General features: G+C 73.1%; 22 protein-coding genes. 4 read left to right on the top strand and 18 right to left on the bottom strand.

The features are described from left to right. Positions 1-27: 27 nt before the first annotated feature. The 15 genes from ND486_RS28285 to ND486_RS28215 form a co-directional block, all read right to left on the bottom strand. Positions 28-663 carry a hypothetical protein gene (locus tag ND486_RS28285; protein WP_251787360.1) on the bottom strand — a complete coding sequence of 212 codons (636 nt, stop codon included), beginning with the start codon at positions 661-663 and terminating at the stop codon, positions 28-30. Beyond that, entirely contained in the window at positions 660-1,289 is a 630-nt protein-coding gene (locus ND486_RS28280; protein ID WP_251787359.1) for a hypothetical protein, read from the bottom strand. The genes ND486_RS28285 and ND486_RS28280 overlap by 4 nt, the downstream gene beginning before the upstream one ends. Beyond that, positions 1,286-1,846, bottom strand: a complete 561-nt coding sequence (locus tag ND486_RS28275) for a hypothetical protein (RefSeq protein ID WP_251787358.1) — start codon at positions 1,844-1,846, stop codon at positions 1,286-1,288. The genes ND486_RS28280 and ND486_RS28275 overlap by 4 nt, the downstream gene beginning before the upstream one ends. Continuing rightward, positions 1,843-2,340: a hypothetical protein gene (locus ND486_RS28270; protein WP_251787357.1), complete on the bottom strand. Its 498-nt coding sequence runs from the start codon at positions 2,338-2,340 to the stop codon at positions 1,843-1,845. The genes ND486_RS28275 and ND486_RS28270 overlap by 4 nt, the downstream gene beginning before the upstream one ends. Continuing rightward, positions 2,337-3,842: an MCE family protein gene (locus ND486_RS28265; RefSeq protein ID WP_251787356.1), complete on the bottom strand. Its 1,506-nt coding sequence runs from the start codon at positions 3,840-3,842 to the stop codon at positions 2,337-2,339. The genes ND486_RS28270 and ND486_RS28265 overlap by 4 nt, the downstream gene beginning before the upstream one ends. After that, the gene (locus tag ND486_RS28260) at positions 3,839-5,074 is read right to left on the bottom strand and encodes an MCE family protein (RefSeq protein ID WP_251787355.1); all 1,236 of its coding nucleotides are present in this window, start codon (positions 5,072-5,074) and stop codon (positions 3,839-3,841) included. The genes ND486_RS28265 and ND486_RS28260 overlap by 4 nt, the downstream gene beginning before the upstream one ends. After that, complete coding sequence (locus tag ND486_RS28255) at positions 5,074-6,237, bottom strand: MCE family protein (RefSeq protein ID WP_251787354.1); 1,164 nt, start codon at positions 6,235-6,237, stop codon at positions 5,074-5,076. Before ND486_RS28255 ends, ND486_RS28260 begins: the two co-directional genes overlap by 1 nt. Continuing rightward, the gene (locus ND486_RS28250) at positions 6,237-7,301 is read right to left on the bottom strand and encodes an MCE family protein (protein ID WP_251787353.1); all 1,065 of its coding nucleotides are present in this window, start codon (positions 7,299-7,301) and stop codon (positions 6,237-6,239) included. Before ND486_RS28250 ends, ND486_RS28255 begins: the two co-directional genes overlap by 1 nt. After that, complete coding sequence (locus ND486_RS28245) at positions 7,289-8,311, bottom strand: MCE family protein (protein ID WP_062396827.1); 1,023 nt, start codon at positions 8,309-8,311, stop codon at positions 7,289-7,291. The genes ND486_RS28250 and ND486_RS28245 overlap by 13 nt, the downstream gene beginning before the upstream one ends. Then, positions 8,308-9,555 (bottom strand): MCE family protein, encoded by a 1,248-nt coding sequence (locus ND486_RS28240; RefSeq protein ID WP_251787352.1) that lies wholly within the window; start codon positions 9,553-9,555, stop codon positions 8,308-8,310. Before ND486_RS28240 ends, ND486_RS28245 begins: the two co-directional genes overlap by 4 nt. Further along, positions 9,552-10,394, bottom strand: a complete 843-nt coding sequence (locus ND486_RS28235; RefSeq protein ID WP_208823342.1) for an ABC transporter permease — start codon at positions 10,392-10,394, stop codon at positions 9,552-9,554. The genes ND486_RS28240 and ND486_RS28235 overlap by 4 nt, the downstream gene beginning before the upstream one ends. Positions 10,395-10,404: 10 nt before the next feature. After that, a complete protein-coding gene (locus tag ND486_RS28230; RefSeq protein WP_251787351.1) occupies positions 10,405-11,187 on the bottom strand; it encodes an ABC transporter permease in 783 nt (260 codons plus the stop codon). Between the two features lie 413 nt (positions 11,188-11,600). Further along, positions 11,601-11,864, bottom strand: a complete 264-nt coding sequence (locus ND486_RS28225) for a cytochrome C oxidase subunit IV family protein (RefSeq protein WP_251787350.1) — start codon at positions 11,862-11,864, stop codon at positions 11,601-11,603. Next, positions 11,861-12,511, bottom strand: coding sequence for a cytochrome c oxidase subunit 3 (locus ND486_RS28220; protein ID WP_251787349.1), 651 nt, complete (start codon positions 12,509-12,511; stop codon positions 11,861-11,863). The genes ND486_RS28225 and ND486_RS28220 overlap by 4 nt, the downstream gene beginning before the upstream one ends. Beyond that, a complete protein-coding gene (locus tag ND486_RS28215) occupies positions 12,508-13,236 on the bottom strand; it encodes a hypothetical protein (RefSeq protein WP_251787348.1) in 729 nt (242 codons plus the stop codon). Before ND486_RS28215 ends, ND486_RS28220 begins: the two co-directional genes overlap by 4 nt. A 167-nt stretch (positions 13,237-13,403) precedes the next feature. Here ND486_RS28215 and ND486_RS28210 point away from each other — a divergent pair, with 167 nt between their 5' ends. Then, positions 13,404-14,564, top strand: coding sequence for an acyl-CoA dehydrogenase family protein (locus tag ND486_RS28210; RefSeq protein WP_251787347.1), 1,161 nt, complete (start codon positions 13,404-13,406; stop codon positions 14,562-14,564). A 94-nt stretch (positions 14,565-14,658) separates the two neighbouring features. Continuing rightward, positions 14,659-15,300 carry a TetR/AcrR family transcriptional regulator gene (locus tag ND486_RS28205; RefSeq protein ID WP_251787346.1) on the top strand — a complete coding sequence of 214 codons (642 nt, stop codon included), beginning with the start codon at positions 14,659-14,661 and terminating at the stop codon, positions 15,298-15,300. A 28-nt stretch (positions 15,301-15,328) separates the two neighbouring features. Here ND486_RS28205 and ND486_RS28200 read toward each other — a convergent pair whose 3' ends face one another. After that, on the bottom strand, positions 15,329-16,867 hold the full coding sequence (locus ND486_RS28200) for an acyl-CoA synthetase (RefSeq protein WP_251787345.1): 1,539 nt from the start codon (positions 16,865-16,867) through the stop codon (positions 15,329-15,331). A gap of 137 nt (positions 16,868-17,004) precedes the next feature. Here ND486_RS28200 and ND486_RS28195 point away from each other — a divergent pair, with 137 nt between their 5' ends. Beyond that, positions 17,005-18,198, top strand: coding sequence for a TetR/AcrR family transcriptional regulator (locus ND486_RS28195; protein ID WP_251787344.1), 1,194 nt, complete (start codon positions 17,005-17,007; stop codon positions 18,196-18,198). A gap of 23 nt (positions 18,199-18,221) precedes the next feature. Here ND486_RS28195 and ND486_RS28190 read toward each other — a convergent pair whose 3' ends face one another. Together ND486_RS28190 and ND486_RS28185 are read right to left on the bottom strand one after the other, a co-directional pair. Further along, positions 18,222-19,502, bottom strand: a complete 1,281-nt coding sequence (locus ND486_RS28190; protein WP_208823327.1) for a cytochrome P450 — start codon at positions 19,500-19,502, stop codon at positions 18,222-18,224. Between the two features lies 1 nt (position 19,503). Further along, the gene (locus ND486_RS28185) at positions 19,504-19,914 is read right to left on the bottom strand and encodes an SCP2 sterol-binding domain-containing protein (protein ID WP_224393046.1); all 411 of its coding nucleotides are present in this window, start codon (positions 19,912-19,914) and stop codon (positions 19,504-19,506) included. A gap of 125 nt (positions 19,915-20,039) precedes the next feature. Between ND486_RS28185 and ND486_RS28180 the strand changes: the two genes are divergently transcribed. Next, the gene (locus ND486_RS28180; protein ID WP_251787343.1) at positions 20,040-20,582 is read left to right on the top strand and encodes a TetR/AcrR family transcriptional regulator; all 543 of its coding nucleotides are present in this window, start codon (positions 20,040-20,042) and stop codon (positions 20,580-20,582) included. The last annotated feature ends 43 nt before the right edge of the window (positions 20,583-20,625 follow it).

Here is a 20,625-nt window from a genome sequence, read left to right as displayed (position 1 = left end):
CGTCATGGGGTCACGTCTCCTTCTCGCCTAGAAGTTGCGCAGGTCGGACACGAGCCACCGGCCGTCGACCCGCTGGACCGTGACCTCGGCGCGGCCCGCGGTGGTGCGCGGCGGCTCGCCGGTGCGGGCGGCCTCCTGCGTGAAGTAGAGCAGGGCGGTGACCCGGTCGGCGTCGGCGGACACCACGCCGGCCCGGGTGACGACGGTCCGTGTCCCCACCCCGCGGTCCAGGGCCGGTCGGACGACGGAGTCGAGCACCGAGCCGAACTGGCGTCCGAAGTCGCCGGTGACCAGGCCACGCGCGCGTGCGACGTCGGCGTCCTTCGACGCCGGCTGGTAGCTGAGGACCTGCTCGACCCCCGTGCGGGCCGCCGCCAGTCCGTCCACCCGGGCCTGTCCGGTCTGCTGCGCAGGCCGGACGACCGCGGCGTACAGCACCGCCGCGGCCACGAGCAGCAGCACGGAGGCCACCGTCGTCGTCCACAACAGAGTCCGGCGACGCCGGGACAGGCCGCGCCGGGCGGCGCCGAGCGCGGCGCGCAGGCGGGTACCGCGGGCGGGCCGGGTCGCGGTGGTGTCCCCGCCGGCGTCCGCGGTGCGCCCGGGCCCGGTCACCGCGACCGCACCGGCGCGGACCGTGCCGGTCTCGTCGTCGTGCGTCACGGGGCCACCTCCACGGTCGACACCTTCCACGCCCCGTCCTCGTGCCGCAGCCCGAGGAGCAGCCGGAAGTCGCGCGGGGCGCCGTCGGGGACCTCGGTGTTGCGGACCGTCGTGCTGGCGCTGACCAGCACGGTCGCCGTGTCGGCGTCGATGTGCTCGATGCCCACCGCGTCGATCCCTCCCTCGGCCCTGACCTTCCCCTGCGCCAGGATGGCCCCGAACACCTCCGAGAAGCGACCCAGCTCGGTCCGGAACGGGTCGGTCGCGACGGCGAGCATGGAGTCGACGTTGCCCTTCGCGTTGTCGGCGTCGATGCCGATGAAGTCCCGCACGACCTGCGACGCGACGGCGGTCGCCTCGTCCCGGTCGGCGACGGTGCCGGCGGTGCCCCGCCACGCCAGCACCGACAGGACCGCCGCGACCAGCGCGACGACCAGCAGCAGTGCGACGGCCACCACGGCGAGCCGCCCGCGCCGTCGCCCGGCGTCCGCGGGCGCGGCCCCGTCCGGCTCCGCACCGGCCGGGCCGGTGCCGGCGGGCGCGGGGTCCGTCGGGGCGGGGTCCGTGGTGTCGGCGTCCGTCGGGGTGGGGTCCGCCGTGTCGGGGTCCGTCGCCGTGTCGGTCACACCTGGTCCAGTCCGGCGATCAGCCATCGGCCGTCCACCTCCCGCATCGTGAGCGTCGCCTGGACGGTGTCCACGCGCTCGCCGGCGTTCGTCGTCGTGCTCTGGTTCAGGAACACCAGCACCCGGGCGTCGGATCCGGACCAGCCGACCCAGCCGGCCCCGACGACCCGGGCGATCGTCCGCGCGCCGAGCCGTTCCGCGTTGGGCCGGACCTTCTCGTCGAACAGACGCCGGTAGTCGTCGTGGAAGTTCCCGGTCGTGGTGTCGTCGACGACGGTGGACGCCGCGTCGAGCTTGCGACCGTCGTAGGACAGCAGGGTCTGGGCGCCGACCGTGGCCGCGGCCAGGACGTCGTCGCGGGTGCGCTGGTCGTCCGACCGCGCGACGAGCAGCCATGCGCACACCCCGGCGGCGACGGCGAGCAGTGCGATCACCACGAGCAGGCCCACCACGAGGCCCCGTCGCGAGCGTGGCTGCGCCCCCGGGCCCGGGGGATCCCCGGCGTCGGTGTCCGGCGCGCCCGCGGTGTCCGTGCCCGTCGTGTCCGCGCCGGTCACGGGACGAACTCCAGCCTCGACACCAGCCATCGTCCGTCCTCCTGCTCGACCGTCATCCGCATCCGGTACTGGCGGGGCTCGCCGTCGGGTACCTGCGCGTTGTGCACCGTGGAGTCGGCGGACACCAGCACGACCGCGCGGCCCGGTCCGCGTTCGGCGACGCCGGCCGCGGACACCTCACCGGTCGAGCTCACCTTCGCGTCGCGGATGGTCCCGGCGAAGGTCCCGGACCGGCTGCCCAGCTGCTCGCGGAACTCCCCCGTCGTCCCGTCCTCCAGCCGGCGCAGCGTCGCGTCCGCGGTGTCCGGGGCGATGGTGAGCAGGTCGGTCGCCGTCTGCCGGGCCGCGACCAGTGCCGGCTCGTCGTCGCCGCTCCCGCCGGTGAGACGGACGGCCAGCACCGTGACCAGCGCGGCGAGCAGGAGCGCGACCACGCCCAGCCCGATCGGCAGGGCGAGCGCCCCCGACGGCGGCCGGAACCGGGGGCGGCTCATCCCTCCACCCCCAGCGGGTCGAGCACGATGGCCTGCCACCCGCGGTTCGACGACCGGACCCTGTTCCCGTCGACGATCGGGGTGTTGCTGCCGGGGGCGAGGAAGACGCCGTCCAGCGACGCGGCGTCGGAGGGGGTGTAGCCCTCCTCCCCCGGTGAGAACGGCTGGTTCTCCTCCGGGTTCGTGTTCCCGTCACCGGTGGTCGGCAGGTTCCCCGGCCGCAACGGGTTGTCCTCGACCCGGTCGCTCTGGCGGCCCGCCACCTCGAGCTGGGTCGCGACCGCCGCCTCGCGCGCCGCGGTCGCCTCCTCCGGGCTCTGGAACCGCAAACCGCAGGACGCGGCGTCGGGGCCGCGGCCGTCGGGGATCGGCGAGCCCGGCGGGCAGAGGTAGGCCTTCCCGCCTCGGGCCGCCTTGAGCGGGTCCGGGTCCGTGCAGCGCACACCCACGCCCGGGCGGGCCGGGGAGACGTCGGTCGGCGGCCGCCGGTCGACGATGAACCCGTCCAGACAGGGCGCCGGGTCGTTCACCTGGGTCTGCAGGTTGATCATGATCGTGCCCGGGACGGGCGAGCCGCTGACCGCGCCGATCGAGGCGTCGAAGGTCGACGGCAGCAGGGTCAGCGTCTGCTCCAGGTGCGGGACGTAGACCCGGGCGACCTCGCCGACCGACGTCAGGTTGTTCAGCAGGTCCGGGAGCGGGTCCCCGATCTGCTTCACGAACCCGGCCACCTCGTCGAGCGCCGGCGGGAAGCGGTCGAGGGTGCCGCGCAGCGCGGGGTCGGCCTCGACCAGCCGTCCGGTGAACGACGCCAGGTTCGCGACGTAGGTGCGGATGTCGCCGGAGGTCGCGTTCTGGGTGGCGAGGACCGGGTCGAGGTCGTCGATCAGCCGCACCGTCGGGTCGAGGTTGGCGGTCGCCTCCCGGGTCAGCAGGTCGAAGGAGTCGATCAGGCGGCCGAGGTCCTCGCCGCCACCGGCGAACGCCTCGCCGAGCTCGCCGACCGTGGTGTTCAGCTTCTGCCCCGGCACCGACGCGGCGAGCGCGTTGGCCTGCGCGAGCAGCTCCCCCGTCGTCGTCGGGAGGGAGACCTGCTGCACCGGGACGACCGCGCCGTCGGTCAGGAACGGGCCCCCGGTCGTGCGGGGCTCGAAGTTGATGTACTGCTCGCCGACCGCGGAGATGCTGCGGACCTCGACCGCGGAGTCCACCGGGATCGGGTGGTCGTCGAGCACCTGGACATCGGCCTCGACACCGTCGCGGGTCAGCCGCACCGCGTCGACCTGGCCGACGGTCACCCCGCGCAGGCTCACCACGCCGTTGACGTAGAGGCCCGCGCCGGCGGGGAGCTGGACGGTGACCGAGTTCCGCCCGATGCCCAGCATCCGCGGGACGTTGAGGTAGGTGACCGCGCCCCAGCCGACGGCGATCGCGGCGATCACCAGGAAGGCGACCAGCTTGCGTGCGGTCGTGCGGGAGATCCGCACCGACGAGGCCCTCATCGGCCACCTCCCAGGAGTCCGCCGAGGATGCCGTCGGACCCGGACCCGGACCCGTCCGGTGGGTCCGCGGGCCGGTCGGCGCCCGGCAGCGGCAGCACGCCGTCGAGCGGCTTCGTGAGGTCCTGGAACGGGGCCAGTGGCGCCGTCAGGGCCGGCGGCGCGCCCAGCGGCGGGACTGCCAGCACGCCGGGCCCGTCCGGGCCGGGCAGCTGGAAGCCGTCGAGCAGGTTGCGCCGCAGGACCTCCGGGGTGAGGTCCAGGGTCAGGAACAGGTTGCCGTAGTCACCCTTGAACATCCCCGGGAACGCGGTCGACGCGGGGAACGGGAAGGTGAGCAGCAGCTCGATGCCCTGGGTGAGGTCGGTGCCCGCGTCGGCCAGCCGGGCGACGGCGGGCCGGATCTGACGCAGGTTCGCCAGCAGATCCTCCTTGGACCGGTCGGACAACGTCCCGACCGCGGAGTCCAGCCGCTGCACCTGCTCCAGGGTGCGGACCAGGTTCTCCCTGTCCTCGTTGAGCACCTTCAGCGCCCCGGGGATCGTGTCGATGCCGCGGGCGAGGGTGGCGTTGTCGGCGTTCAGCGTGCCGCCGAGCCGGTTCACCGCGTCGAGGGCGCGGACGATGTCGTCGCGCTGGGCGTCGAGCCCGCCGACGAACCGCTCCAGGTTCCCCACGAGGGAGCGCAGGTCGTCCTGACGACCGTCGAACACCCGGTTGAGCTCGGTGGTGATCGTGCGGACCTGCTGCAGCCCGCTGCCGTTCAGCACGACCGACAGCGCGCCGAGGAGCTCCTCGGTCTCGGGGTAGCGCCCGGACCGGTCGAGCCCGATCACGGCGCCGTCGGTGAGGCGGCCCTCGGGGGCGGCCCCGTCCGGCGGGGCCAGCTCCAGGTACTCGGCGCCGAGCAGGCTCTTCTGCGCGACCCGGGCGACGGCGTTGGCCGGCAGCACGGCCGCCTCGTCCAGGCTGACGGTGAGAACCGCCTTCCAGTCCTTCACCTCGGTGCGCACGACCGACCCGACGGGCACGTCGGCGACCATGACCTCCGCGTTCGGGACCAGGTTCGCGACCTGCTCCATCTCCACGGTGACCTGGTAGGCGTCCGGGCCCGTCCCGGCACGCAGCGGGAGGGGCAGCTCGCCCAGGCTGGAGAACCCGCAGGCACTCGTCGCGACGGCGACGGTGGCCAGGGCCGCCACCACCCGGGCGGTGCGCGCGGCTCGGCGCGTCATCAGTTGCCTCCCAGCGACGGGACGGACGGGAGCGCCGGGGCCGACGGGTCGCCGTACTGCAGCGGGTTGACCGCCACCGGCGGCGAGTCGACCCGGGCGAGGTCGAGCAGCGGGCCCAGGCCCGCCCGGCAGGCGTAGGCCGCGGCCGGGTCGGCCTCACGGGACGGTGCGACGGCGGCCGCCGCGTCGCAGACGAACGCGGCCGGGCTGCGCAGGTTGGTCACGGCGACGTTCGCGGTGACCGCACCGGTCTTCTCGTCGATGAAGTTGGCGAAGTTCGACACCAGGAACGGCGCCTTCTGCAGGAGGTCGCCCAGCGCCTGCCGGTTCTGCGACACGGTGCGGACGACGTCGTCGGCCTTGCGGAGGTCCTCGGTGAGCTGGTCGCGGTTGTCGGCGACGAAGCGCTGCACGACGGGCGCGGCCCGGTCGAGGCTCTCCAGCACCCTGGCCAGCGCGTCGCGGTTGTCGGCGAGGATCCCCGACACGTCCGCGAGCTGGCTCTGGAAGCGCTGGACCTGGGCGTCGGCGTCCTTGAGCGCGGTGACGAAGGTCTGCAGGTTCCGGACGGTGGCGAAGATGTCCTCGCGTCCGTTCGCCAGCGTCGACGCCGCGTCGGAGAGCCTCCGGATGGTGTCGCGGATCAGCGGGCCCTGACCCTGCAGGTTCGCCGAGGTCGTGTCGAGGAGCCGGTTCAGCGCGCCCTCGGTCTCGGCGGACTGCGGCGCGAGCGCCTTAGCCAGCCCGGCGACCTCGGTCTTGATCCGGTCGAACTCGACCGGGGCGACCGTGCGCTCGCGGGGGATCTCGGCGTCGTCGGCGAGCTGCGGGCCGCCGTCGTAGGGCGGTCCGAGCTGCACGTACCGGACGCCCACCAGTGTCGGGGAGATGATCGCCGCGGTCGCGTCGGCCGGGAGCGGGACGTCGGCGTCGTAGCTCATGACGACCTTCACCGCGTCCGGCCGCGGCTCCACCGAGTCGATGGTGCCGACCTGCACGCCGAGGACGCGGACCTCGTCGCGGGGGTAGAGGTTCACGGTCTGGTCGAAGTACGCGGTGACGGTGCGGGTACCGGGGCTCGCCAGGGCCCAGGCGGCCGCACCGGCCGCGACGACGAGGACGACCACGAGCAGCAGCACGCGGTTGCGGGTCACGAGGGCCATCAGTTCCCGCCTCCCTGCGGGGTACCCGGTGCCGGGCCGACGGCCGGGGAGACCGGGGTCAGCTGGTCGAGCACCGAGGGCAGGTTCTGCTGGGCCAGGTTCGTCGGCACCAGGTTCGGCACGAGGGCGAAGAACCACGGTCCGCTGGAGATCGCCTCGCCGAGGCTGCCGGCGTAGGTGTCCAGGCCGGTGATCGCGGCGGCGAGGTTGCGGTCGTTGGCCCGCAGCAGGTCGAGGGTCTTCTCCAGCTCGTCGAGCATCGGGCGCAGCTGCTGCTGGTTGTCGCGGGCGAGCCCCTCGATCTGCTGGACGGCGCCGGTGACGTTCAGCAGCAGCGACCGGATCACCTCGCGACGGGCCCGCAGCTCCTCGAGCAGCAGGTTCCCGTCCGAGACGAGCGTGGTGACGGCGCTGCTCCGCTCGGCGAGGACGCCGGAGACGCTCGCGGTGTGCGAGAGCAGCTCCTGCAGCTCCGCGTCCCGCGAGGAGATCGTCTGCGACAGCCTGCCCAGCCCCTCCAGCGCCGAGCGCAGCTCCGGCGGGGTGTCGGCGAAGGTGTCGGCGACGGTGTTCAGGGACTGCGCGACGCGGGGGACGTCGAGGTCCTCGGTCTTGCGGGTGAGGGTGTCCAGCAGCTCCTGGACGTCGTAGGGCGCGGAGGTCCGGTCGAGCGGGATCTGCGCCCCGTCGTCGAGCCGTCCCGGCCCGGACGGACGGACCTCGAGGAACTTCGCGCCCAGCACCGTCGCCGTCTTGATCGACGCGCCGGTGGACTCGCCGAGGGTGCTGCCGTCGAAGACGGTGAACCCCACGTCGACGGCCGTGCCGGCGAGCTCGACGGAGTCGACCTTGCCGACGACGACGCCGGCCAGCCGGACCTCGTCGCCGGTCTTGAGGCCCGCGGCCTCGGAGAACAGCGCGGAGTAGGTGCCGGAGGTGAGCTGGCGGTAGAGGTAGCCGGAGTTCAGCGCGGTCACGGTCGCGACCACCGCGATCACCAGCGCGACGGCCCCGATCCGCAGGAGGTTCATCTCCTCGAAGCGGCGGCGGGTCAGAACTGGCATCTCGCCTCCTGGCTCGCGATGGTGTCGGTCATGATCGGCGGGCCGACCCCGGGGTCGAGACGGACCTGTACGCCGCAGAGGTAGAACTGGAAGCCCTGCTGGTAGATCCCGGCGCGGCCGAGCAGCTGGTAGTAGCCGGGCAGCTGCTGGAAGTAGACGTTGAGCCGGTCGGAGTCGTCGTTGACCAGCCGGGTCAGGCGGTCGAGCTCGTGCACGGTGCCGGCGACGTCGGGCCGGGCCTCGCGGACCAGGCTCTCGACGGTGCCGGCCAGGTGGTCGGCGCGCTCCAGCGAGCGCCCGATCGAGCCGCGGTCGGCGGCGAGCCCGCTGACCAGCGTCTGCAGCTGGGTGACCAGCTCGTGCACGTTGTCCTTGCGCGCGTCGAGCGTGCCGAGCACACCGTTGAGGTTGGTGACGACCTCGCCGATGACGCGGTCGCGGTCGGCCAGGGTGCCGGTCAGCGTGCCGATCTGACCGAGCAGCGTGCGGACGGAGCCGCCCTGCCCCTGCAGCACCGAGATCAGCGACTCGGCGAGCTGGTTGACCTGCGCCGGCTGGAGGCCCTCGAACAGCGGCGTGAAGCCGTTGTAGAGCTCGTCGAGGTCGATCGCGGGCCGGGTCCGGGACGCCGGGATCACGCCGCCGTCGGCCAGCTGCGGGGTCGGCTGCGCGCCCCGCAGCAGTTCCAGGTAGCGCTGCCCGAGCAGGTTCTTGTAGCGGACCGCGCCCTCCGACGCCTGCTCGACGGGGACGTCGGAGCGCAGCGAGAACTCGACCCGCGCGAGGTTGTCGGCACCGACGTCGACGGACTCGACACGACCGACGGTCACGCCGGCCACCCGGACGTCGTCCTTGGCCTTCAGGCCGGAGGCGTCGACGAACTCGGCGGTGTAGCGGGCCGTCTCGCCGAACCGGACCGAGCCGTAGGCGACGACGACGAAGGCCGCGCACAGGGCCGCGACCACGGCGAAGACCACGACCCGGACGAGGTTGCCCCGGATGCCGCTCATCGGCCTCCTCCTTCCGCGGTCGGGTCGGTGGGGGCGGTGAGCGCACCGGCTGCGGCCGGGGCCCCGCCGAGGCGCTCCTGGATGGTCGGCCCGAGCTCGTCGCCGCCGACCAGGACCGCGAGCGGGGTGTCGCGGACCTGCACCGGCGCGTCGCGGGTGTCCAGACGCGGGGAGCCGTCGGGGTAGGAGGCGTGCCGCGGGAACGTGCCCGGTGCGGGGATCCCGCTGCCGCAGTTGGGCCGGTCGATGCCGAGGGACGGCGCGTTCTCGGGGGTGTAGCCCTGCTCGCCCGGCTGGAACGTGGTGAGCGAGCGCAGGCCCGGCTGGGCGCCGCCGAAGGTGGGCAGCAGCAGTTTCTGCAGGTAGTTGAGGCTGTCGAACGTGCAGGGGAAGGTCGGCGCGTAGCGGCCGAGCACCTCGGTGGTCGGGCGGAGCGTCTCCAGGGTCCGGTCGAGACCGTCGGTGTTGGCCTCCAGCACCCCGGAGACGTCGGTCGCGAACATCGACAGCGACGCGAGCGTGGCGTCGATCCCCGCCTGCTTCTCGACGATGGTGCCGCCGGTGGTCGTGACGTTGCGGACCACGTCGAGCAGCTGCGGGCCGACGTCGGCGTAGGTGTCGAGCACCGGCGCCGCGGCCTGCAGATCGCGCTGCAGCGCGGGCAGGGACGGGTTGATCCGCTCCAGGTACCGGTTGAACGACACCAGCGTGGCGCCGAGCTTGTCGCCGCGGCCGTTGAGCGAGGTCGACAGGGCGCCCAGCGCGGTGTTGACCTTCGCCGGGTCGATCGTGGTGAGCAGCCGGTTCAGGTTGTCGAAGACGAGGTTGGCCTCGGTCTGCACCGCGGCGGCCGGGACGACGGCACCGGCGGCCAGGGTCGTCGTCGACGGCGAGGCCGGCGGGACGAGGTCGACGTACTTGGGGCCGAACACCGTCGGCGAGATGATCTGCGCGGTCACCTCGCCGGGGATGAGGTCCAGCTGGGACGGGTCGATCGCGAGGCTGACCACCGCGCCGCCGTTCCCGTCCGGCTCGACGGCCGAGACGCGCCCGACCCGCACGTCGCGCAGGGCGACGTCGGCGTCGGGCTGCATCAGCAGACCGGCCCGGTCGGTGCGGACCGTGGCGGGCACACCCGGGGTGAACACGTCCAGGTAGGACGCCACCACGAGCGCGGCGCACAGCAGCAGCACCCCGATCGCGGCGAGGCCGCGGACCTCGTGCCGTGTCTCCGCCCGGCTCATCGGGACAGGTGGAGGGTCTCGGGGTCCGCGTAGAGCAGGACCGCGGTCACCAGCGCCGTCACCATGACCGCGATCAGCGACAGCCGGACCGCGCGCCCGACCGCGGCGCCCACGCCGGCGGGACCGCCGGAGGCGGTGAAGCCGTAGAAGGCGTGGATCGACATCACCACGAAGGCGATCAGGGTGACCTGGAGGACCGAGGTGAGCACGTCGGTCGGGACCAGGAAGGTGGAGAAGTAGTGGTCGTAGGTGCCGACCGACTGGCCGTAGCCGAGCACCACGATCAGCTGGGTGGTGGCGAAGCAGGCGATCAGCGCCAGCGCGTAGAGCGGGACGATCGCGATCGTGCCGGCCAGGATCCGGGTCGTGACCAGGTACGGCACGGCGGGGACCGCCATGACCTCGATCGCGTCGATCTCCTCGCTGATCCGCTGGGCGCCGATCTCGGCGGTGAACGCGGCACCGATGGTGGAGACCAGGGCGACCCCGCCGATCAGCGGGGCGGCCAGCCGGATGTTGATGTAGCTGGCGAGGAAGCCGGTCAGGGCGTCGGTGCCGACCGCGTTCAGGGCCTCGTAGCCCTGGAGGCCCACGATCGCGCCGGCGCTCGCGGTCAGGATCGACACGACGACGACGCTGCCGCCGATCAGCACCAGCGCGCCGGTGCCGAAGCTGATGGCGGTGAGCTGGCGCAGCACCTCGCCGAGGTAGCGGCGGACCACGACCGGGATGCCGGCGTAGGCCTTCAGGTAGAACTCGACCTGCTCGCCGACGACGCGCAGGCCGGCCCGGGGGCGGTCCACGGCGCGCCGCAGGGCGGAGCCTTCGGATGTGTTCACGAGCGGGTCCTCAGATCCTTTCCAGCTTCAGCTGGATGTCGACCGCGGTCAGCAGGGCGTTGATGATGAACAGCAGGACGAAGGAGATGACGACGGTCTCGGTGACGGCCTGGCCGACGCCCTTCGGGCCGCCCTCGGTCTTCAGCCCGCGGTAGGAGGCGACGAGGCCGGCCAGGGTTCCGAACAGGAGCGCCTTGAACGAACTGACCAGGAAGTCGCCCTCGTCGGTGAGCAGGGTCAGCGTCGCGACGAACTGCCCGGCCGAGGCGCCCTGCAGCCCGACCGACACCACGTAGGCCACGATCTCGCCGACCACGGTGATCACCGCGTTGAGGCAGAGGGCGACCACCGCCGAGGCCAGCACGCGGGGCATCACGAGACGGTGCAGCGGGTCGATGCCCATCACGTTCATGGCGTCGATCTCGTCGCGGATCTTCCGGGCGCCCAGGTCCGCCGCGATCGCGGTGGCGCCGGCGCCGGCGGTGACGAGCACCGCGGCGACGGGTCCGATCTGGCGGAGCACCGCGAGGCCGGTCACCGCGCCCGCCACGTCCAGCGCGCCGATCTCGGCGAGCAGCTGGTTGATCAGCAGGATGACGACGCCGACGAACGGGATCGTCACCATGATCGCCGGCGCGAGGGACACCGAGGCGATGAACCGCGTCTGGGACAGGAACTCGCCCAGCGGGAACGGCCGCTTGGTCACCGTACGGGCGGTGTCCAGGACGAACGCGGTGAAGCTGCCGGTCGTCTGCACGACCCCCCGCAGCGACGGCGCCCGGGTGCCGCTCACCGGCGGCCCCCCGTCGTCGCCCCGCCGGGAGCTCCCGTGGGGGCGGTACGCGTCCTCGTCATCGAGTGACCTCCGTCATCGGCCCGGCCTAGTCCTGACTTCTTAAACGAGGATTAGATTCGAGGGTTACGGGGGTCGCGGAGGTTTTTCCGTGCCACCGCTTGTTCACCCGACGGTGTCGCGCGACGGGTCGCCGGTCCGGCACGGCGACCCGGGACATCCCGGGCCCCCCGCCGGATGAGGACACGTTTCCGCAGCTCGGAGCCACTGCCCGGAACGGCGGCCGGGACGGCGCCTCATGGCGGCGGACGGCACGGCGGGGCACCCGACCGGGGCCGCGCCGGCACCGGCGTCACCCGGCGCGGACGTGACCGCCTCCCGCCGCCGCCTAGTGACGATTCACCTGCGTCGGGTCAGAGCAGGACGAGCAGACCGAGCGCGACGCCGAACACCAGCACCCAGGCGTCGAAGGTGCGGCGCAGACCCACCGGTGCGAGCCGGAGCTCCATGAACTCCCGTCCGACGACCCATGCCTTGCCGAACGCCACCGCCAGCACGAGGGCGAACACCGCACGGGCACCGTCGCCGCCTGCCGGGTGGTGCGCCCCCGCCCACCAGGACAGCAGGGTCACCACGACCAGTCCGGCCCACACGAGTGCCGGTCGCACGGCGCTCATCGCGGGAAGCCCAGGTAGAGCAGGGCGAACAGCACGAGCCACAGCAGGTCGACCATGTGCCAGTAGGCCGCGGCGCCCTCGGTCGTGCGCACCCGGCCGGCGGTCCCCGCGCGCAGCCGCCACCACACGACGCCGAGGAGCACCAGCCCGACCGCCACGTGGAACAGGTGGATCCCGGTCAGCACGAACCAGTAGGTGAACAGCAGCGATGTGGTCGGGGTGTTCCCCGCGGCGACCTCGGAGGCGTACTCGCCGGCCTTGAGGACGGCGAAGCCCGCACCACAGGCGACGGTGCCCGCCAGCAGGGCGCGGGCGACGCCGGACCGTCCCTCCCGGACCGCGCGCACCGCGTGGACGACGAGCAGCGAGCTCGTCAGCAGGACCAGCGTGTTGACGCCGCCGGTCGTCGTACCCAGCGCGGCCGCGCCGTCGGCGAACGCGGACGGGTCGGCGCGGCCCTGCACGACGAAGGCCACGAAGAACGCGCCGAACAGCGTCATGTCGCCGAGCAGGAACACCCAGAGCCCCGCCTCCCCGGGCACGTGGCCGCGCGCCCGGGGCGCCTCGGCGGGCGCCGTCGCCGGGGCGGCGGGCCGGGCCGGTGGGGCTCCGGCAGGGCGGAGGAAGTCGGGCAGGTCCGCGGTCACGACGCGGGCGCCGTCGCGGCCGGGGCGGGTGCCACGACGCCGGTCGGGTCGGTGAGCACGGCCCGGCGGACGAGCAGGAACATCCCGAACAGCCAGGCCGCGTAGACGACGGTGCCGAGCCAGAAGACGAAGACGCCGTTCCAGGCGAACGGTCCGCGGAGGAAGAAGTAGGCGAGCACGGCGGGACAGAACAGGAACGCCGCCCAGAAGTTCGCGTACGCGCTCCACCGCGGGAAGACCTGCAGTCCCGAGCGGTCGCCGAGGACGGCGAGACCGATCGTGACGTTCTGCAGGGCGAACGGCGCGACCGGGGTGAGGAAGAGCAGCCAGGCCGTGTCGTGCAGCAGCTGCACCAGCTCCGGCGAACGGTCGGCGCGCAGCCCGGCGACACCCAGCAGCAGCATCGGCACGAGCAGCAGCACGACCGTGACCGCCCCCAGGAGGAGCTGCAGGAACGACAGGATCGGCACCCGACCCTCCATCCGCAGCATCTGCACCGAGATCGCCGCCAGCAACGGCGCGGGCAGGCACATCCCGACCGAGGTCACGACCAGCCCGGCCCGGGTCGTCGGCGAGCCGTAGAAGGCCACGATCTCGGCGAGGCCGTCGGTGGGCCCGGGTGGCAGCGGGAGGATCCCGGCCAGCGCCCAGCCGCCCAGCGCGACGACCAGCGTCGCCGGTCCGGCCCAGGCGCACAGCAGCTGCACGCGTCGCACGTCGTTCATGGCGGTCACGCCTCCCCGCTCCGGACGGGCCCCGGCACCGTCGCCGACGATCGACCCTTTTGTTAACCTACATTAGAATAATGACGCTCCGGTTCGCCGGATCGGGTGCCGGCGCCCCGGCCCGGCCGCGTCATCACCGGGCCCCGCCCGCCGACCGAGGAGACCCCATGCGCCGTGAGCTCTACACCGACGACCACGAGCAGTACCGCGCCACCGTGCGCGAGTTCCTGGCCCGCGAGGTCGAGCCGCACTACCTGGACTGGGAGCGCGCGCACGCCATCGACCCCGCGGTGTTCCGCACCGCCGCCGAGCAGGGCGTCTACGCGCTCTCAGTGCCGGAGGAGTTCGGCGGTGCGGGCGAGACCGACTACCGGTACCGGATGGTGGTGAACGAGGAGGTCGCGCGGGTCGGCGCGACCTCCTTCGGCATGACCCTGGGCCTGCAGGACGACCTGGTGCTCGCCTACCTGCTCGACCTCACCACCGACGAGCAGAAGAAGCGCTGGCTGGCCCCGTTCGCCCGCGGCGAGATGCTCGGCGCGCTCGCGATGACCGAGCCCGGCACCGGCAGCGACCTGCAGGGCATCCGGACCTCCGCCCGGCGCGACGGCGACGGCTGGGTGCTCGACGGCTCCAAGACGTTCATCTCCAGCGCCCTGTCGGCCGACTTCGTGATCGTCGCCGCGCGTACCGACCCGGAGGCGGGTTCGCGCGGGTTCAGCCTGTTCGTCGTCGAGCGGGACATGGACGGCTTCCGGCGCGGGCGCCGTCTGGAGAAGGTCGGCCTGCACGCCCAGGACACCGGCGAGCTGTTCTTCGACTCCGTGCGGCTGCCCGCCGAGAACCTGATCGGCACCGAGGGCCACGGCCTGATGCACCTGATGAGCCACCTCCCGCAGGAGCGGCTCGGCCTGATCGCCTCCGCGGTGACCGCGGCGCGGGCGGTCTACGAGCACACCGCCCGCTACTGCTTCGAGCGCCAGGCGTTCGGGCAGGCCATCGGCGACTTCCAGAACTCGCGGTTCGTACTGGCCGAGATGGAGACCGAGCTCGAGGTCGCCGAGTCGTGGACCGACCGCGCGGTGCTGGCCTTCAACCGGGGCGAGCTGACGCCGGTCGAGGCCGCGAAGGGCAAGTGGTACCTGACCGAGCTGCAGAAGCGGATCACCGACCGGTGCGTGCAGCTGCACGGCGGCTACGGCTTCATGCTCGAGTACCCGGTGGCCCGTGCGTTCGCCGACGGCCGCATCCAGACCATCTACGGCGGCACGACCGAGATCATGAAGGAGATCGTCGGACGGGACATCGCCGCCCGCTACCGCAGCTGAGCGGGTCGCCGGCGGCCGGTCCTCCGGTCGTCGGCGACACCGGCCGGGTGCGCCGATCCCGGCCCGCGGCAACGGCTCGGACTATCCTTCCCCGGTGGCACGGAAGACGAACGCGGTCGCACCGGCCGAGCCGGACGGCACCGACAGCAGCGACAGCAAGTCGGCCCGCACCCGGGCCCGGCTGCTGGACGCCGCGGCGCAGGTGCTGAGCCAGAAGGGCTTCGCGGGCACCCGACTGTCGGACATCGCGCAGGTCGCGAAGATCCAGGCGCCGGCGATCTACTACTACTACCCCTCGCGCGAGGACCTGATCGAGGACGTCGTGGCGACCGGGGCGGCGTCGATGCGCGAGCACCTGGCCGCGGTGCTGGAGGCGCTGCCCGACGGCAGCCCGCCCGCCGACCGGCTCGCCGCCGCGGTCGAGGCCCAGCTCCGCCACGAGCTGCAGCTCTCGGACTACGCGCGGGCCGTCGTCCGCAACGCCAACCAGCTGCCCGAGCACCTGTCCGCGCGGGCCCGGGAGCACATCGCCGAGTACCACGAGATCTGGCGCGGGCTGATCGAGGACCTGCGCGCCGCCGGGCAGCTGCGCCCGGACGTCGACCCGGTCATCGGCCGGATGCTGATCCTGGGCTCGCTGAACTGGACCGTGGAGTGGTGGGACCCGGAGCGCGGCGAGATCGACCGGACCATCGCCGTCGCCCAGTCGATGATCCTCTACTCGCTGCGCCCCTGACCCCACCTCTCCGGTGCGGCGGGGCCGCTCAGGTCCTCGCGTAGCGGGCGCGCAGCTCGCCCTTGACGAGCTTGCCGGTCTCGGTGCGCGGCAGGTCGTCGACGAACCGGACGCTGCGCGGGGCCTTGTACCCGGCGATCCGCGACTTCACGAACGCGATGATCTCCTGCTCCAGCTCCGGGCCGGTCGCGACGCCGGCGCGCGGCTGGACGAACGCGGTGACCCGCTCCCCCATCTCCGGGTCCGGCAGCCCGATCACGGCGACGTCGTGCACGGCCGGGTGCAGGGCCAGGGCGTTCTCGGTCTCCTGCGGGTAGATGTTCACCCCGCCCGAGATGATCATGAACGACTTGCGGTCGGTGAGGAACAGGAAGCCGTCCCCGTCGACGTAGCCGATGTCGCCGAGCGTCGTCCAGGTCTCGTGCTCGGGGTGCTGCGCGGCTTTCGTCTTCTCCGGGTCGTTGTGGTACTCGAAGGGCACGGTCTCGCGCTCGACGTAGACCGTGCCGATCTCGCCGGTGGGCAGCTCGCGGCCGTCGTCGTCGCAGATGTGCAGGACACCCAGCAGCGGCCTGCCGACGGTGCCCGGCTTGGTCAGCCAGGTCGTGCTGTCGGTCATGGTGAGACCGTTGCCCTCGGTCCCGGCGTAGTACTCGACCAGGATCGGGCCCCACCAGTCGATCATCGCCTGCTTGACGTCGACCGGGCACGGCGCCGCCGCGTGCACGGCCACCCGCAGCGAGGAGACGTCGGCCGCGTCCCGCTGCTCCTGCGGCAGGTGCAGCATCCGCACGAACATCGTCGGCACGAACTGGGCGTGGGTGACGCGGTGCCGGGCGATCGCGTCCAGTGCGGCGGCCGCGTCGAAGCGGCGCAGCATCACCACGGTCCCGCCGTGCGCGTGCACGGCGCCGCACCAGCGCAGCGGCGCGGCGTGGTAAATCGGGGCCGGGGTGAGGTAGACGGTGTCCGGGCCGACGCCGAACGCCTGGCCGATCAGGCCGACCAGCGGGTCCCCGATCTCGGTGAAGGGCACCGGCGGCAACGGCGGGCGCACGCCCTTCGGGCGCCCGGTCGTGCCCGACGAGTAGAGCATCGGGGCGCCGTGCGGCTGCTCGGCCGGCGCGACGTCCGACGCCGCGGCCAGTGCCTCCTCGTAGGAGCCGAAGCCGTCGACCGGGCCGTCGTAGGACAGGAGCAGCCCGGGCCGGACGCCGGTGGCCAGCACCGCCTTCGCGACGTCGGCCTTGCCCGCCGAGACGACGAGCGCGGCCGCCCCGGAGTCGGCGACGATGTAGCCCGCCTCCTCGGCGACGAGGTTGTGGTTGATCGCGGTGACGTAGAGCCCCGAGCGCATCGCGGCCCAGTAGACCTCGAAGACCCGCAGGTTGTTCTCGCTCAGCAGGGCGACGACGTCGCCCGGACGCAGGCCGGCCTCCCGCAGGACGTTCGCGAGCCGGACCGAGCGCTCCTCCAGCTCCGCATAGGTCACCCGCTCACCCGTCTCGGCGAGGATCGCGGCGATCTTGTCCGGGTTCTGTGCGGCATGGGCGCCGGGGTGGGTCACGGATCCTCCACGTCGGTGTGGTCGCCGTCGACGACGACAGTTTCTAACTCGGATAAAATAGTGGGGACGGGCCGCACCGGCAACGATCCGGCGGTGCCGGGTCTTCTAGAGTCGTCCCGGCCGGAGGGGGGTGGGACGTGGCCGCACCGCATGCAGCACCGCGGCGCCGGATGCAGGCCGCCGAGCGCCGCGCCCAGCTCGCCCGCACCGCGGCCGCCCGGTTCCATCTGGTCGGCTACCACCAGGTGTCCCTCGGTGACGTGGCCGCCGACGTGGGGCTCACCGGCCCGGCGGTCTACCGGCACTTCCACAACAAGGAGGCGCTGCTCGCCGCAGCCCTCGACGGCGGGATCGACGAGGTCGCCGCGGCCGTCGAACTGCACCTCGAGAGTCCGCTCGAGGACCTGGTCGACGCGTTGACCAGGGTCGCCCTGGACCGGCCCGACCTGTGGACGCTGCTGCAGCGCGAGGTCCGGTTCCTGGGCCCGGAGACCCGCGAGGCGGTGCGGGAACGGCTGCGCAGCCGGCTCGAGCTGCTGTCGCACCGCCTGCGACGTGACCGTCCGGAGCTCACCGAACGTGCCGCCGGGGTGCTGGTGACCGGGGCGCTGGGTGTACTGGCCACCCCGTCGTCGACCGGCACCAGCCTCGACGGCGACCAGGTGCGCGCCGTGCTGGCCTCGGCCGCGCTGGCCTGCCTGCGCTCCACGCCGCCCGCCGGGAGTCCGCCGGGCGGTGCACCGGTCGACGAGGGCATCGTCGCGCCCGACGGTGATGCCGTCTCGCGGCCGCAGGAGATCGTCGACCACGCCGTCGAGCTGTTCCACACCCGCGGCTACGCCGGGGTGAGTCTGGACGACATCGGCGCCGCGGTCGGGATGGCGGGCCCGAGCCTGTTGCACCACTTCGCGACGAAGGCCGACATCCTGAGCGCCGCGTACGACCTGGGCTCGGAGCGGCTGCGGGCCGAGCAGCGCGCCCGGCGCGCCCACCCCGGCTCGGTCGACCTCGCCGGGCTGGTCGACCGCTACGTGGGGTTCTGCCTGGCCAACCGCGCGCTGCTCGGCGTCTACGTCTCGGAGTTCCACCACCTGCCCTCCGACGCCCGGGAACGGACCGCCGCCGCGGTCCGGACCGAGCTGCGCGACTGGACCCGATCGCTGCTGGCCTACTTCCTCGACCTCGACGAACCGACCGCGCGCCTGCGGGTGCGGGCGGCGGTGTCGGCGGTCAGCGACCTGACCCGGCTCACCTCGTCGGCACACGGCAGACCGGCGGTGCGCGCGGAGGTCACCGCGGTCGCGCTGGCCGTACTGCGCGACGGCGACTGACCCCGCCCGGCCCGCACCGGGCCTCATCGCGGTGTGAACACGCACCGCTGCCGTCGGATCCCGTTGATGAACGTGCTGACCAGCCGGTCCGGCTCGCCGTCGGCGCGCAGGTCGGGCAGCCGGTCGTAGAGCTCGCGGACGATCCAGCGCAGCTGGGTCTTCGCCAGGTGCGAGCCGAGACAGAAGTGCGGCCCACCGCCGCCGAAGGCCACGTGCGGGTTCGGCGTGCGGGACAGGTCGAACTCCAGCGGCCGCTCGAACACCTGCTCGTCGCGGTTGCCCGAGCCGTAGAACAGCGTGACCCTGTCCCCGGGCTCGATCACCTGTCCGCCCAGCTCGACGCGCTCCAGCGCGGTCCGCCGGAACGTCATCACCGGGCTCGCCCAGCGCACGAACTCCTCGACCGCCGTCCCGATCCGGGCGTCGTAGTCGGCGAACAGCCACTCCCGCTGCTCCGGGTGCTCGGTCAGGGCGCGGACCGTGTGCGTGGTGGTCTGCTTGGTGGTGTCGTTGCCGGCCACGCACAGCAGCACGAAGAACGACCGGATGTCGTCGTCGGTGAGGTGCTCGCCGTCGACCTCGGCTGCCACCAGCGCCGAGACGAGGTCGTCGCGGGGGCTCTCCCGCCGGGCGTCGATGACGTCCTGGCAGGCGCCGTGCAGCGTGACGATGCCGTTGAGCATCACCGTCGCCGCGTCGGAGCCCTCGGTGCCCTCGTCGTCGCCCCAGGCGACCATCGACTCGGCCGCCGCGGCCACCTCGTCGCGGCGGTCGGGCGGGATGCCGATCATCTCCGAGATCGTCCACATCGGCAGCCGCGCCGACACCGCGGAGACCAGCTCGACCTCGCCCCGGTCCCCGACGTCCGCGACGATCTCGCGGGCCTGCCGGGCGATCTGCTCCTCGATCCGCTGCACCCGTCGCGGGGTGAACACCGACGCGACCAGCCTGCGGACCTTCCGGTGCCGGGGGTCGTCCATGGTGAGGATCGAGGTGGCCATCTCCAGGACCTCCTCGGGGAACTCCTCGACGAGCACCCCGCCGGTGGCCGAGGAGAAGACGTCGGCCCGGCGGCTCACCGTCGCGATGTCCGCCGCCCGCACGACCGCCCAGTAGCCGGGCGAGCCGTCGTCGCCGTCCATCATCGGGCTGTGCACCGGCCGCTGCCAGGAGACGGGCGCCTCGGCGCGCAGCCGGGCGAAGGTGTGCTCCCGCTCCTCGGGGGCCAGCCGCCAGAACTCCTCGGAGGAGACGTCGAGCGGGTGGTGGGCGCGCCCGGTCGCGGGCGCGGTGGTGCCGCCCACCTCAGCCCACGACCAGGTCGGCGCGCCCGCGGTCGGTGAGCATCGCCGTGTAGCGGGGGTAGAGGCTCTTCGCGATCGGCGAGAGCTTCAGCAGCTGCGCCGCCGAGCCGCCGACGGTGATCTTCCCGCGGGCCATCGCCAGCGGCAGGCTGACCTTGCCCTGCCAGTACTGGTTGGCGGTGTCGGCGCTCATCGCCAGCGTCGCGTCGGAGTCGACCGCGGCCGCCGGGCCGGTGGTGATCTCCTTCGTCGCGAAGTCGACACGGACCGTCGTCTCGGGGTCGGTGTAGTCCATCCGCAGGCTCATGCCGGTCGCGGCGAGCTTCGGTCCGATGGCCTGGTCGGCCATCGCCTCCTCGAAGATCCCACCCAGGAACTCGTGCACCTCGTCCGGCGACCGGAACCCACCCATGACGTCTCCTTCGACATCTCTGCGGCTGTGACCTAGCGGAAGTTAACATAGAGGTTTCTATGTCGGAAGGGTCCGCACGCGGCTGCGATGCTGACCCGGCCCGACCCGCACCCGAGGAGCCGCCCGTGCCGCAGTACGTCGGCCGCGAGGACTACTACGCGGCAGCCGTCGAGATCCTGTCCGGATCCGGCTCCCGCGACCTGTCGATGACCGCCCTGCACCGCCACCTCGGGGTGTCGAGCGGGTCGTTCTACAACTGGTTCCGCAACTGGCCGGACTTCGTCACGCAGTTCCTGGAGCACTGGGCCGCGCGGACCGAGGAGATCGCCCGCGAGGCCGCGGCACCGCTCGCGCCGCTGGAGCGCCTGGAGCTCCTGCGCCGGCTCGCCCGGACGGTCCCGCACGACGCGGAGGCCGCGATCCGGGTCTGGAGCACCGGCGACCCGGCCGTCGCGGCGGCACAGCGGGAGGTGGACCGGCGCCGCCGGGAGGTCGTCCGGGCCGCCGTCGTCGAGGCCGGGGCGGGCGCGGACGCCGACGAGCTGGCCGAACTGTGCCTGTCGATGATCGTCGGCGCCCAGCTGCTGCACCGCCCGGTCGACGTCGAGGCGCTGGACCGGCTGCTCGCCCGGTTCGTCGAGCTGGTCCGCACTTCCGCTATAAGTTAATCGTCGCTAGGGTGATGTCACGCGGCCCGCACCGGCGCGGGCC

Source organism: Pseudonocardia sp. DR1-2, from assembly GCF_023717215.1.
In the GTDB taxonomy this organism is placed as follows: Bacteria; Actinomycetota; Actinomycetes; order Mycobacteriales; family Pseudonocardiaceae; genus Pseudonocardia; species Pseudonocardia alni.
The sequence above is the reverse complement of the archived record's forward strand: the minus strand, read 5'-3'. Positions and strand labels throughout refer to the sequence as shown.

Coding starts and splice junctions, on each gene's coding strand:
- ND486_RS28270 (WP_251787357.1), bottom strand. CDS start 2,340: ATGAGCCGCCCCCGGTTCCGGCCGCCGTCGGGGGCGCTCGCCCTGCCG.
- ND486_RS28265 (WP_251787356.1), bottom strand. CDS start 3,842: ATGAGGGCCTCGTCGGTGCGGATCTCCCGCACGACCGCACGCAAGCTG.
- ND486_RS28260 (WP_251787355.1), bottom strand. CDS start 5,074: ATGACGCGCCGAGCCGCGCGCACCGCCCGGGTGGTGGCGGCCCTGGCC.
- ND486_RS28255 (WP_251787354.1), bottom strand. CDS start 6,237: ATGGCCCTCGTGACCCGCAACCGCGTGCTGCTGCTCGTGGTCGTCCTC.
- ND486_RS28250 (WP_251787353.1), bottom strand. CDS start 7,301: ATGCCAGTTCTGACCCGCCGCCGCTTCGAGGAGATGAACCTCCTGCGG.
- ND486_RS28245 (WP_062396827.1), bottom strand. CDS start 8,311: ATGAGCGGCATCCGGGGCAACCTCGTCCGGGTCGTGGTCTTCGCCGTG.
- ND486_RS28240 (WP_251787352.1), bottom strand. CDS start 9,555: ATGAGCCGGGCGGAGACACGGCACGAGGTCCGCGGCCTCGCCGCGATC.
- ND486_RS28225 (WP_251787350.1), bottom strand. CDS start 11,864: ATGAGCGCCGTGCGACCGGCACTCGTGTGGGCCGGACTGGTCGTGGTG.
- ND486_RS28215 (WP_251787348.1), bottom strand. CDS start 13,236: ATGAACGACGTGCGACGCGTGCAGCTGCTGTGCGCCTGGGCCGGACCG.
- ND486_RS28210 (WP_251787347.1), top strand. CDS start 13,404: ATGCGCCGTGAGCTCTACACCGACGACCACGAGCAGTACCGCGCCACC.
- ND486_RS28185 (WP_224393046.1), bottom strand. CDS start 19,914: ATGGGTGGGTTCCGGTCGCCGGACGAGGTGCACGAGTTCCTGGGTGGG.